This window comes from Geomicrobium sp. JCM 19039, from assembly GCF_000698145.1.
Classification (GTDB): domain Bacteria; phylum Bacillota; class Bacilli; order Bacillales; family Marinococcaceae; genus Geomicrobium_A.
Genome location: NZ_BAXB01000015.1, coordinates 24,322 through 36,594, shown reverse-complemented (window position 1 = coordinate 36,594; position 12,273 = coordinate 24,322). Strand labels below are relative to the sequence as shown.

The window sequence follows — 12,273 nt, the reverse complement described above, 5'->3', positions numbered from 1 at the left end:
TTTCCTAAATTGTGCTGTTTGGTGTTGGGTTGGCAAGGGTAGCGCGGTGCCATTTTGCGCGCTAGTTTGCCTAGTTTAACGATTTTTGCGCTCATTCCGCTAAACTCCTGCGCAGTTTGTTCCAACTGGAGCGCAGATTCAATGCCCATAAGCGAGCAACCCGTCGGCCTGAGCGCGGCCGAAGCCAAATCGGACTCGGTTCGGCGTGAACCGCGCCGACAGCTTGTGCGTACTTAGGGGCGGGGATGTACAATTGATCCGGTAATCTGTTACCGAGTTCGCTCAATCTGTTCCCTAGTTTATGGAGATATATCGATTTTCCTCAACTGGAGAACAGTTCGGTCGTAACTTGAGCACAGTTTCCACTTTACCCAACTTACCATTGGTTCTTGAAGAAATTATTTAGTTAAACTTATCTAAAAATTATACTTAGGCAGTCCATCTAAAATGGGTACTCAATCAATAAAACCCCACCAATGGCCTTTGATGGGATCTTCTATTTACAGCAAGCAAAACACCGTTATGCGATTTTCAAATTGTGAGCACTGATCGTTTTCACTAAATGCATGGCCATAAACACGACGATTTATGGCCATTGGAATATTTCTATAAACCAAGTCGGAGAATTCATTGTCGTATGATTTACGTACTCATTAGCAATGCAGTTGTATCTAAGACTTTCTATTATCTTTGGGGGCTCGAAAAGAGGCTGTAAACGTCGTGAATGTTCCTTCGCTCATCACGAAAAAAGCGATGCATTTTTGATTTTTACCCGTTTGCTATAAATCCCTCAAAAGTCTCGATGAGCTCCTCTAGTCGATCAATGGGTGGGGAATGCCCTGTATCTTGTAAGTAGCTCACGTGTACATCTTTGTTAAACGTTTGGAAATCTTCTATGATCTCTTCGGTCATGGATCGAACGATTACTAAGTCATCTTCCCCCCAAACGATAAGGATAGGAGCTTGAATGCGCTCGATTTCCTTTGTCCCTTCTTCCAATCCATTATACGTATCACTCATGTTGAAATGATTATTTGAGTAGTAAATATCGACAAGGTTTCTTTGCGTGAGCATATCTTCCAAATATTCTTCGTAACGTTCAGGCTCAGGCTGATGGTTCGTGTAAATGCCTGCATTCCAAACCTTTTTAAGAAATGATTTATCTCGGTTTTTATAAGCCTGTAGCGTAGGAATTGTGCGCAGCCGATCATTTTCAATCTGCTCTTTCGTATTCAATCGCTTCCCCTCATGATCTTGAAACGGGTACCCTCTCGTCGACAGCGAGGACATCAGTATTAAACGATCGACAAACTTAGGGTATCCGGCTGCAAGTTGCATCGCCACACCTCCACCTGTAGACCAACCAACAACCGACGCGTGCTGGACACCCAGCTTCTCCACGACCGCATGCACATCGTCGGCAAGCTCTTTTAGAGATTGAAATGACTGGTTGTATGTTGATTTGCCAAATCCCCTAAGGTCAATCGCATACAGTTTGTACGAAGCATCCATTTTCTCGAGAACCACATCCCAATGCTTTGAAGAAGTCATATTCCCATGAATGAAAAGAACAGGCACCTCTCCCCCTTCCCGTTCTCGGATGTACAATGTTTCACCATTTTCGATTGTCACCTGTTGTCCATGAATGACACACATGTTAACACCTCTCCCATCTTTAATAATTCGTGCATTCGTTGCAGCTCAGCTGTCGGTTCAACACCGAGTTCATCGTTCATGACACGCCTACATTTATCGTACGAACGCAATGCATACACACGATTATTCAAATGATAATACCCAATCATCAAAATGCGATAAGCTTCCTCAAAGCAGATGTCTTTTTCAATAATCTTTTCTGCTCGATCAATAGCTAGCTCATACTCTTGGGTGCGGAGAAGTTGATGTGCAGATTTCTCACACGCTTTAATATACAGAACTTGTAGTCGTTCACGCTCATCAACCGTCCATTCATCAGAATTCCGATCACTCATAAAGTCCCCTTCATACAGCATGATGGCGTTTTCATAAAAGACCATCGCCTCTTCGCGGCTTTTCGCTTGATGACCTGCCGTTACAGCAGCTTCAAAGTCATTACAGTCCATTTGCAATGATTGAGTAAAACGCAAGCCATACCTGGAGGTCGTGCGCTGAATGAAGAATGGTTTTGAGCGTGCTAAGCGGTTCGGTTCTAATACATTGTTTAAAGAGTTGAGCGCAACTTTAAAATCACGATCTGCAACCTCTTCATTTTGCCCTGACCATAATATAGAAAAGATTTCTTCCTTCGATAATTGTTCTCTTCTCTTTGCAATAAATAATGTGAGCAAGTCTTTCGCTTTTCCCCGTTTCCAATCCTTCTCAACGAGTTCTTTATCCCCTAAAAACACTTTCAATCCTCCAAGTGTTTGGATGCGAACTGTATACCCCGGATGAATGTGAACATCCTCTAGATTCTGCTCTTTTAATATCCTGTTCAGGTACTCGCTTGATTCGCTCACAGGGCCGTTGGATTCAAGAAGCATCGGGGTGAACACTTGTAAATCATTCGGTCCAAAAAACGTTCGTTTTTGTAAAAGATAATCCATGTTCTCTAGTTGTACGGCTTCAATGAACTTTCGAACGGTGGACTGGAATAAAGAATGCTTATTGTTTCTATATTCATTGTACGCTTGCCACATGAGCGCAAGTGTCTGTCCGTAACGTTCGTCACTCTCCAAAAAATACTGCTTACACTCATCAAGTTCTTTCTTTGCAAGCGTGTAGTTATCATTGTGAATGTAAGAAATACCGAGACAAAGACGAATCAATGACGAGAGCCAATAATCTTCTACACGCTCTGTTTCCTTAAGCGCCTCTTGCCCATAGAATAGCGCCCGTTCGATGTTTCCTTGTTTCCCGTGAAGAAGACAAAGCCCCATAAACGGTTCAGCTTTGCCTCTTGCAACGTCAATTTCATCCATGATCGAAAGAGAAGTTTCATAACATTTGATCACAAGGTGTGTGTTGTATTTCGTAGATAATTGGATTGCATGACCCATTCTCATCCATCCGCATGCTTCAATGAATGGGGATTGTACATCAATCCCTTGAATGATCGATTGTTGTGCAAGTTGCTTTGCTTCTAATGAATTGCCCATAAATGCTTGAATAAGGGACAAGAGTAAATCAGTTTCTCTGTGAGAATTCGGAAGTTCTCTTTGAATACGGTTTTCTGCTAACTTCTTCTGCCGTTCTAATCGTTTATATGCCGACTGAAGTCTTCCTGTTCTGAGCAAAAGTCTCGCTTCTAAATTCTCATAAGAAGTCATGTTGTGCTTTTTACTTATGGAATACCACTTCTCAGCACTAACAGCATCTCCAAGATTCACCGCATTCTCAGCCATCAATCGATAGAGCTCATAGATTTTATCGGTACGAAATTCATCCATTGCTTCTAAACATTCCGCAGCTTGATGCAACAAGTGATTGGCCGTTTTTGGTTGAATCGTGTCGATGTACACTCTAGCTTTCCCTTCCAATCCCGCACTTTCGAGTTCTAAGTTCGTCCGCTCTTTGCCGTGTTCAATCGCTCGCTCATAGCACGCGAGAGCATCTTTATATCGAGAGTGAACCCGGTAACAGTCCCTTCGTACAATAAAATTCTCGGGAACATCCGCTTGTGCTCTATTCCCAGTTGTTGAATGCTTTCGAGCACCTTATCCACATTCATTGATTGAAACAGCTCTTTTGCATGCTCGTCTATTACTTGAGCAATATGAAGATATTGTTCACTTTCTTCGTAATGATACAAAGCTTTCGACCAAGATTGTGTTGAGACATAGTAGTCTCCAATTTGCTTTTGGGCCGGTTTATATTGACCCATTCGAATATTTTCGGTAAGAAGAAACTGTTGAATTAATGGGTAAAAACAATCGGTTTTCCTGTTCTTATCATTAAAGATAAACCCGTTCTCTCTTAAACGCTCGAAGATTTCAGGGCGAACTTCACCGAATATTTCGGTATATTCTTCAATAAGGACTTGCTCAAGCATTGCCACTCTAAACAATACCGTTTTTATTTCATACGGCATATTGGAAACGATCTCGTCTAGAAGATACGTTTGTAAATCCTTTAACGTTCTCTCCAAATCATTGATGACTACTCTAAAGCTACTCCCATTTTTCATCGCTTGGAAAATGATAAGTACTGGTGAAATCCAACCACTCGAAAGTTTATGTAGCTCTATCAACTCTTCTGGCTGCAAACGTAACATCTGCTCTTCACATAATGCCTCAAGCTCATACTCTTTAAATGAAAGTGTCTCTTGAGACAGATAGAGCAGCTGACTTTTCACTTTCAACTCACGAATGACCGGAAGTGAAAGAGAATATCTCGTGAGAAGGACGAGATGAATGTGCTCAGGTAAAAACCGTATGAGTTCATCCATGAAACTCAAAATATCTTCGGATTGATTCATCCATTCGCTCTGGTCAATAACAATCGTAAGTGGTCCGTCAACGTTTATCCACTCATTAATGACGGAAGCCAAGAGGCACCCGTCTCGCTCATATACAAAGGTGCTGGCATTCTCGTTTTCTGTGCGAACCGCACGTTGTAAATACCGCACGAAAACTTCTAGGTTGCTATCGCTTTCAGACATCGTATACCAGCAATACCTTGTCCGCTCACTCCGTAAAAATGAAGAAACGACTGTACTTTTTCCGTAACCAGGCAAGGCTTGCACAACCGTTAATTTATAGTGCTCGATCTTCCTTAGAAACCGAATGAGATGAGGACGAAAAAGTACATCGGTGCCTTTGCTCGGGGCAACTAGCTTCGTTTCAATGCATTCAGCACCCTTCATTCATCACACCTCCAGTTTTTTTAAGTTCCGAATAGTTTACTTATTCGGAAACTACGTTCGTAATCCTGCTTCCATCTGTACTTTCAATGTATTTTTGTTAATTTTGCCTACATCTGTTTTCGGCAGTTCATCATAGAACTTATATAATTTCGGCGTTTTATATCGCGCAAGTTGGTTTTGACAATAATTTCGTAGAAACGTTTCATCAGTACACATCCCTTGCGCGAGCACGACCGCACATGCAACAACCTCTCCCCACGTTTGATCATGAACACCTACGACCGCTACATCTTGAACATGAGCGAGTTGCATTAACGTTTTTTCAATCTCTTGAGGGTATATATTCTCACCGCCGCTAATGATCATGTCTTTCGTTCTTCCAACAATGTAATAATCGCCCTCTTCATCGCACATTGCCAAGTCCTCCGTATTGAACCATCGTTCTTTATTCACTTCTTCTTGTCCCCAATAATATTCATACAGGTGATCCCCTTTGATAAATAGCTCGCCAACTTCACCAGGTTTTGCAACTCGTCCATTTTCATCTCGAATGCATATGGCATTATACATCATCGCTTTTCCGACACTTCCATACTTTTTTTCTGCTTCTTTCATTTGAAATATAAAAGTTATTCGGGCCAGCCTCTGTCATCCCGTATCCTTCTCGAAAAGGTAACCCCCGACGTTCAAACGCTTCATATACAGTATTTGGACACGGTGCTCCTCCTGATAAAAACGATTTCATTGAAGGAAAATTTGCACGTTCAAAATCAACTTCTTGTATGAACCGTTGATACATCGTTGGAACCATAAGAAGGATGGTACACCGATACAGTTGAATCAACTGGGAAAGTTGCGTTGGACAGTATTGCGCAGTATAAACAACCGTTCCTCCTGCGTAAAGAATCGGCAATGTTAAAGCTTGATTCCTCCTGTGTGAAACATCGGCAACACTGTAATGGTCGTATCACTACTGGAGAGTCCCCAACTTGTTAACGTATTAATGGCGTTAGTGTGGATGGAACGATTACTTAATACTACACCTTTCGGTTTACCCGTCGTCCCCCCTGTATAGATCATCATCCATGGAGAGCTCCATTCGTATGTGTACGATGTATTTATATTGGATGGACCTTGTAAGCAAGCTAGGTCCACCATTCCTTTATCTTGAATATGTAACTGCTCTGCCAGATGCTCGTGAGTCTCGTCGTAAACTAAGTATTTAGGGGTACAATCTTCCACCAACATATTGAGTTCCTTAACGTGTAACCTGCCATTCATCGGCACAAAAATCGCCCCAATTCTTCGACAAGCAAATAGGAGCAAGAAGCCTCGGATGTTATTATTAGATAGCAATAGCACTCTCTCTCCAAAGCGAATTCCTCTCTCGATGAATTGCTCTGTCAATGCTCCGATCATTAGATTTACTTGCTCGTACGTCCACTGCTCCCCTGTATCGCCATCAATGATGGCGATTTTTTCTGGGTCAATTCTCGCTCTCGTTTCCAACCAATCGACGTCTAGCTTCATCCAGACTCCCCCAACTTATCGTATTTGCAACCCAAGCATAGCCAATGCCCGCACTTACCATACAAACAACATCTCCATCTTTCACCCGCTATTGTGCCAACGCTCGTTCTATAGAGATGAATTGATCAAATTGCCCTACATGCCCAATGTCCTGTAAATATATGGATTGTTCATCACGAAGTGCAAGCATTTGCTGTACATATTGATGTGCCAACCGTTTCAAATGGAGAATTGCGAGAAAATCTAACTCGTTAATAGCGTATCCACTTTATTGAAGCGATTCGCGAATGACATAGAGAAAGTTCTTCATCGATTTTGCATCCAGTCTTTTCTTCATCTCTTTAGGGTTTGTCACATCAAGTTCTTCATGATACGACGAGCGTTCGAATAAATCTCTCGCTATTGATCCACCAGCGCGATGGATTACATCAGTGGAAAAAGACCCGTCGGTCATCGTCACTGTTTCAAGCAACGTATTTCTTTTATCGTTTTTCCGAAAAATCATCGCTCCGCCGCCAGCTGCCAAATTGTACATAAATCTTGATCGCTCATTTTTATAATTCATAAAGCCACCGTTGCAATACCCTCCTGCTAAAAGAACCGTCGATACATCTTCCTTGGCGATCATCATCGATTTTGCAACGTCCATGGCCAAGACCGTCGTCCCGCACCGCAGTGACATATCAAATGCGACCGCCCCATAAGCACCGAGTTGTTCTTGCATATAGATTGAACCGGTCCATAATGAATATTCCTTATACTCCTCTCCGACATAGATGAAAAGATCCAGTTCAGACACAGCAATTCCCGTTCATTCCAAAGCCCCTTTTTAGCGGCTCTAATCCCTGTTTGTGCGGGGTGATACATTAAGGAATTGTTTTCGAATGAATTTCCATCTTTTCTGTAACGATGGTAGATGGGATTCCACTTCTTCTTGCAATTTCTTCTCCAGTTATTGTGTGAGAAGGTAAGTATGAGGCAACGCTCATCACTCCAACACACTTATCCATCGCCTCTACCTAGCCTCTTTACTTCTTCTTGTAGATAAGGAACCATCTCCTCGATCGTTTGTACATTCACTTCATCGTCGGTTTGTACATTTTTAATCTTCACACGAAGTTCTGACTTGTGAATGACGACCCGAAGCACGTAGGATGCAATTACACTCATTTTTGACTGCTCCTTTTTCCTTTTCTTTTTGACCATTTCTCCCTAACCGTTCCGACAATGCCTGCAGGAAAGAAAAGGATACTCATAATAAACACGAGTCCAAACAAGATGACCCAACGTTCAAAGATTGGGTGCACATCGCGCATCCCCATTAGCCAATGGGAGGCAATTTCAATCACTCCCGCACCAATGATCGCACCGTATAATGTGCCTACCCCTCCAATCACGACCATGAGAAGAGCATCAATGGTCACGTCCACATCCATCGTGCTAAAAGGATTCACAAACCGAATGGATACGGCGTACATCATCCCCGCCAAACTGGCGACAACACCTGCTACAATCGTCGAAATTAACTTGTAACGAATAATTGAATATCCGAGCGCTGATACGCGACTTTCATTCTCTCGTATCGCTTGTAGTGTTCGACCGACCGGGGAATAGATGAACTGACGCAGAACAAGAAACATAACGATTAAAAAAAGAAACGCGAGATAATACACCGTTTGCCGATCAATTAAGTTAATAAATCCGAACAGCTCTGTCGGAACTTGAGCGGTGAAGTTAAATCCTTCATCTCCACGTGTAAATGAACGCCATTGTTCAGCGATGACTAAGAAAATTGTCGCTACCGCTAATGTAATCAACGCATAAAATGTGTCTTTAAGCCGCAAAGATAACAATCCAACAAAGAAGCTGACGATGACGGAGAAACTAACACCAGCCAAAAGCGCGACAAGAAGAGCGACCTCCGCCTGCTCGATATACGTTAATGAAAGAGCCACACTGTATGCTCCGAAACCGAAAAACATCGCGTGACCAAATGAGATAATTCCTGTGTAGCCGAGCAAAATATCATAGCTCATCGCAAACACCGCAAGAATAAAAATGTTTGTGAGTAAAAATAACATTGAACTTTGTGTGACGAATAGTGGCAGCAAAAGCATCACGAAACAGATGGCAATAAATACCCAAGGCTGCTTCTTTCGCCATGTGTTTCGGTCCATTAGCGTTGACGAGTGTTGTGTATCTGGCGTTAGCATTCGTTTTTTAAAGTTTACATTCATCCGATCACCTCGTTGCCCCGAATAATCCCGACGGTTTTAAAAGCAGAACTAAGGCCATGATCATCATGTTGACCGCAAGTGATCCCGGTGGAAAGTAATAAGCCATGTACGCTTCCGACAAACCGACAATCACAGCCGCAATTGCCGAACCACCCACACTGCCCATCCCGCCAATCGCCACGACGATAAATGCCGTCAGCATAAGACTTAGCCCCATATCCGGTTAATTTGCCCTTGAAAAGGTCCCCAAAGAAATCCACCAACACAAGCAAGCGTCGTGCCAAACACGAAAACGAATGTAAAGATTTTTCGCACATTAATGCCAAGCGCCTGAACCATTTCTTTATTTTCAACACCTGCACGGACGACGAGCCCAATCTTTGACTTTTTCAACATGAGAAGTAATGAGATTAAAACAAGTAGTCCAAACCCGATAATAAAAATGCGGTAGTGATGAAATCGCACGTTCATCAGTTCCGTAAATCCACTAATGGCCGGTGGTGGCTGAACAGAAATGAGGTTTGATCCCCAGATGAGCATCACCAATTCTCCGACGACGAGCATCACACCGGTCGTTATGAGAATTTGACGCAAATGGTTGCCATACACTTGCCTGACCGTTGTCCGCTCCACTGTATAGCCGAGAACAATACCAGTCACAATGGCCCCGATCAACCCCATCCCAAACGCTAAAATGCTGTAGTCCCCAGCTGCGCCCCCGAACAATAAATACATCCATGTACCGGCATATGCTCCGAACATGAATAAAGCACCGTGGGCAAAGTTCAAGACCGACATGAGACCAAAAATCAAACTCAAACCAGCAGCGAGAAGAAAGATAAGCATGCCAGTTGCCAGCCCGTTAAACAATAACGTTAAGTGTAGCTCCATACGTTCACCTGCTTTCTATGCAATGCCTAAATATTTCTGCCGCAATTCTTTATCTTCTTCCAACTGACGCATCTGTCCGTGATGAACCGTTCTTCCCTCATCAAGGATGTAAAAGCGCTCGCCTATTTTACTTGCCATACGAAAGTTCTGCTCAACGAGAAGTACAGTGGTCGTTTGTTTGATGACATTTAATGCTTCCATCACCTTCTCGACCATAATTGGAGCTAAACCTTTGCTCGGCTCATCAATGAGCAGAAGTGGCGTCTCGTTTACGAGTGCTCTGGCAATGGAGAGCATTTGTTTTTGTCCTCCTGACAAGTTGCCTCCTTTTCTTGTGTAGGCAATTTTCAGATCCGGAAATAACTCTAAAATCCACTTTTCTCGTTCCTCTGTTTTTTCGTTTTCCTTACGTTTTGCAACACGCAAATTCTCCTGCACCGTTAAATCTGAGAAAATATCTTGATCTTCCGGCACATAGCCAATCCCTTTTTTGGCGATTACATGAGGAGGCAATTCCCGGATACTCTCTCCTTGAAAAAGAATATCTCCTTTTGTGGCAGGGTTGAGCCCCATGATGGAGCGCATCGTTGTCGTTTTGCCAGCACCATTTCGCCCTAATAAAACCGTTACCTCTTGCTCAGGGACGTCAAATTCTACACCTTGCAAAATGTGAAACTCTTGAATATACGTTTCAATATTACGTACTTGAAGCATCGTCATCGACTACATCCCCTCCTAAATACGCCGATTGCACACGGTCGTGTTTCATGATGGCTTCCGGTTCGTCATCTGCAATCAGTTCGCCGTGAAATAGCACGGCAATCGAGTCGGACAAATCCAACACCAAGTCCATTTTGTGTTCGATCAGCACAATGGTTCGATCTCTCTGGTCACGAATCGAACGAATTACATCTATAATCGCCGGCACTTCTTCCAATGACATGCCTGCCGTTGGCTCATCAAGTAGTAACACCTCAGCATCTAAAGCTAGCAGAATGGCGATTTCTAATTTGCGTTTCTCCCCATGTGCCAATGCACTTGCGACCTGATCTGCTTTATCACTCAAATGCACATTCACTAAGTACTCATACGCTTTCGCCTCAAGCTCGGGGAATGACTTAAAATGACGGAACATGGAAAAATACACATTTTCTTTAGATTGAACAGCCATCCGAACGTTTTCTAGCACCGTTAAATTCGGGAAAATATTCGTAATCTGAAAGGAACGCCCAATGCCTAATTTCGTGCGTTTAGGCGGGGACAAATGTTGAATCGGGTTTCCCCGAAACAACACACGCCCACTCGTTGGCTTTAGTTGACCGCTAATTAAATTGAACAACGTTGTTTTGCCTGCTCCGTTAGGCCCGATAATGCTTTTGAATGTTCGGTCTTCAACACGTAAGGATACATCGCTTACCGCTTTATGTCCCCCAAATTGAATGCTCAGTTGGTCAGTTTGAAGCAAAGCCTCTGCCATACCATCTACTCCCTGTTGTTTCGAATTGGTGGTTCCGTTTGTTCTGGTTCAAGGGCCTCATTCAAGATTGGAAGTGGGTACTCATAGTCGGGATTATCTTCCAACGTAATGGAATACATCGTCTGCAATGCTTGATGATCTTCTGCTCGGAATGTCATCGGACCTTTGGGTGTATCAAACGTCATTCCTTCCATCACTTTAATGAGTGTGTCAGCATCTGCTGCACCTTCAGACTCCTCCAAAGCTTGAACCGCTGCCATTGCACTTGCCATGCCTCCAGCTGTAAACAAATCAGGTGGGGACCCGTGTTCTTCTTCGTGTTCGCTTATGAGGTAATCATTCACTTCATTATCTGGGAGTGTGTAATGATAGACCGAGAATCCTTCCATCCCTATGAGATCTCCCATCGTGCCTAATGCTGCAATGTCCGGGGCTCCTGTTGAAATTGTAATGCCTCGATCGGTAAGCCCCATATCATTAAAAGATCCCCACGGCGTATTTGACCCCGCCCAAATGACGAACATATAGTCCGGATCTGCTTCAATGACACGTTGTACACTTGACGTGAAGTCGGTTGTATCTGGTGCAGGGTACTCTTCCAACACAATTTCTGCACCTAAACGTTCGGCTTCCTCTATGAATGCTTCTGCCCCATCAAGCCCAAATGAACTGTTCGGAGCATACACGGCAATTTGCGTACCCTCTTCCGCAATTGCTGCTGCCCCCGCTATCGCATCTTGTGTTGAGTTTCGACCGGTTCTAAAAATATTCGGATTCCATTCTTCCCCTGTGATCGCATCTGCGACTGCAGGCTCAACAATCATAATGCGATCATACGTCTCTGCTAATGGAAGAACCGCTAGTGTGTCCCCGCTATCAGCCGCCCCAACTAAAATGTCTACCTCTTCATCTTCATAGAGCTCTGTCGCTTGTTGCACAGCCACTTGCGGATCGGTTTGGGTGTCGCGAATCATCACTTCAATTTCCCTGCCCGCAACTTCCCTCGTACCATCCGTGGCATAATCAATACCAATTTGGAAACCATTAATCATCTGATTTCCATACGCCTCAAGTAGACCGGTTTGAGAAGTTAACACACCAATCTTCACAGGATCATCTGCGTCCCCTCCAGATGCTGAATCATCACTTGAACAAGCCGCCATTGTCAGAAGAAGCGAAGTCGTAATGCTTGAAAATATAACCCAATGTTTTTTTGCCACCCTAACCTTCCCCCTTGTCGATAATCGTTCCTAATTTCAATTGTAAATAGACGAGTTACGAATGAGTTACAAACA

The 12,273-nt window shown here is 43.5% G+C and carries 13 protein-coding genes and 1 pseudogene; all 14 read right to left on the bottom strand.

What is annotated here, in order from left to right:
• Positions 1-768: 768 nt before the first annotated feature.
• The 14 genes and pseudogenes from JCM19039_RS14140 to JCM19039_RS14095 all read right to left on the bottom strand — a co-directional run bounded on the left by JCM19039_RS14140 (position 769) and on the right by JCM19039_RS14095 (position 12,198).
• On the bottom strand, positions 769-1,656 hold the full coding sequence (locus tag JCM19039_RS14140; protein ID WP_042428289.1) for an alpha/beta fold hydrolase: 888 nt from the start codon (positions 1,654-1,656) through the stop codon (positions 769-771).
• Positions 1,629-3,500, bottom strand: a complete 1,872-nt coding sequence (locus tag JCM19039_RS14135; protein ID WP_042428286.1) for a bacterial transcriptional activator domain-containing protein — start codon at positions 3,498-3,500, stop codon at positions 1,629-1,631. The genes JCM19039_RS14140 and JCM19039_RS14135 overlap by 28 nt, the downstream gene beginning before the upstream one ends.
• A 35-nt stretch (positions 3,501-3,535) precedes the next feature.
• Positions 3,536-4,843 (bottom strand): hypothetical protein, encoded by a 1,308-nt coding sequence (locus tag JCM19039_RS14130; RefSeq protein ID WP_042428283.1) that lies wholly within the window; start codon positions 4,841-4,843, stop codon positions 3,536-3,538.
• Between the two features lie 51 nt (positions 4,844-4,894).
• Positions 4,895-5,458, bottom strand: coding sequence for a class I adenylate-forming enzyme family protein (locus JCM19039_RS26625; RefSeq protein WP_052398817.1), 564 nt, complete (start codon positions 5,456-5,458; stop codon positions 4,895-4,897).
• On the bottom strand, positions 5,406-5,756 hold the full coding sequence (locus tag JCM19039_RS28030; protein WP_052398816.1) for an AMP-binding protein: 351 nt from the start codon (positions 5,754-5,756) through the stop codon (positions 5,406-5,408). Before JCM19039_RS28030 ends, JCM19039_RS26625 begins: the two co-directional genes overlap by 53 nt.
• Before the next feature lie 2 nt (positions 5,757-5,758).
• Complete coding sequence (locus tag JCM19039_RS26620; protein ID WP_052398815.1) at positions 5,759-6,373, bottom strand: class I adenylate-forming enzyme family protein; 615 nt, start codon at positions 6,371-6,373, stop codon at positions 5,759-5,761.
• Between the two features lie 268 nt (positions 6,374-6,641).
• Positions 6,642-7,172 (bottom strand): hypothetical protein, encoded by a 531-nt coding sequence (locus tag JCM19039_RS25695; RefSeq protein WP_238545067.1) that lies wholly within the window; start codon positions 7,170-7,172, stop codon positions 6,642-6,644.
• 67 nt (positions 7,173-7,239) lie between these two features.
• Positions 7,240-7,383, bottom strand: a complete 144-nt coding sequence (locus JCM19039_RS25690; RefSeq protein WP_238545066.1) for a hypothetical protein — start codon at positions 7,381-7,383, stop codon at positions 7,240-7,242.
• Positions 7,376-7,543: a hypothetical protein gene (locus JCM19039_RS24485; RefSeq protein ID WP_193744249.1), complete on the bottom strand. Its 168-nt coding sequence runs from the start codon at positions 7,541-7,543 to the stop codon at positions 7,376-7,378. The genes JCM19039_RS25690 and JCM19039_RS24485 overlap by 8 nt, the downstream gene beginning before the upstream one ends.
• On the bottom strand, positions 7,540-8,610 hold the full coding sequence (locus tag JCM19039_RS14115; RefSeq protein ID WP_238545065.1) for a branched-chain amino acid ABC transporter permease: 1,071 nt from the start codon (positions 8,608-8,610) through the stop codon (positions 7,540-7,542). The genes JCM19039_RS24485 and JCM19039_RS14115 overlap by 4 nt, the downstream gene beginning before the upstream one ends.
• A 4-nt stretch (positions 8,611-8,614) precedes the next feature.
• A pseudogene (locus tag JCM19039_RS14110) lies at positions 8,615-9,501 on the bottom strand (branched-chain amino acid ABC transporter permease).
• A gap of 15 nt (positions 9,502-9,516) precedes the next feature.
• Positions 9,517-10,221 carry an ABC transporter ATP-binding protein gene (locus tag JCM19039_RS14105; protein WP_042428280.1) on the bottom strand — a complete coding sequence of 235 codons (705 nt, stop codon included), beginning with the start codon at positions 10,219-10,221 and terminating at the stop codon, positions 9,517-9,519.
• On the bottom strand, positions 10,199-10,978 hold the full coding sequence (locus tag JCM19039_RS14100; protein ID WP_042428277.1) for an ABC transporter ATP-binding protein: 780 nt from the start codon (positions 10,976-10,978) through the stop codon (positions 10,199-10,201). The genes JCM19039_RS14105 and JCM19039_RS14100 overlap by 23 nt, the downstream gene beginning before the upstream one ends.
• A gap of 5 nt (positions 10,979-10,983) precedes the next feature.
• Complete coding sequence (locus tag JCM19039_RS14095; protein WP_042428275.1) at positions 10,984-12,198, bottom strand: substrate-binding domain-containing protein; 1,215 nt, start codon at positions 12,196-12,198, stop codon at positions 10,984-10,986.
• Between the last annotated feature and the right edge of the window lie 75 nt (positions 12,199-12,273).

What these genes read in the sequence shown, in the direction of transcription:
- JCM19039_RS14115 (WP_238545065.1), bottom strand. Translation starts at nt 8,610, where the DNA reads ATGAATGTAAACTTTAAAAAACGAATGCTAACGCCAGATACACAACAC.
- JCM19039_RS14105 (WP_042428280.1), bottom strand. Translation starts at nt 10,221, where the DNA reads ATGACGATGCTTCAAGTACGTAATATTGAAACGTATATTCAAGAGTTT.
- JCM19039_RS26620 (WP_052398815.1), bottom strand. Translation starts at nt 6,373, where the DNA reads ATGAAGCTAGACGTCGATTGGTTGGAAACGAGAGCGAGAATTGACCCA.
- JCM19039_RS14140 (WP_042428289.1), bottom strand. Translation starts at nt 1,656, where the DNA reads ATGTGTGTCATTCATGGACAACAGGTGACAATCGAAAATGGTGAAACA.
- JCM19039_RS24485 (WP_193744249.1), bottom strand. Translation starts at nt 7,543, where the DNA reads ATGAGTGTAATTGCATCCTACGTGCTTCGGGTCGTCATTCACAAGTCA.
- JCM19039_RS25690 (WP_238545066.1), bottom strand. Translation starts at nt 7,383, where the DNA reads ATGGATAAGTGTGTTGGAGTGATGAGCGTTGCCTCATACTTACCTTCT.
- JCM19039_RS14130 (WP_042428283.1), bottom strand. Translation starts at nt 4,843, where the DNA reads ATGAAGGGTGCTGAATGCATTGAAACGAAGCTAGTTGCCCCGAGCAAA.
- JCM19039_RS14100 (WP_042428277.1), bottom strand. Translation starts at nt 10,978, where the DNA reads ATGGCAGAGGCTTTGCTTCAAACTGACCAACTGAGCATTCAATTTGGG.
- JCM19039_RS26625 (WP_052398817.1), bottom strand. Translation starts at nt 5,458, where the DNA reads ATGAAAGAAGCAGAAAAAAAGTATGGAAGTGTCGGAAAAGCGATGATG.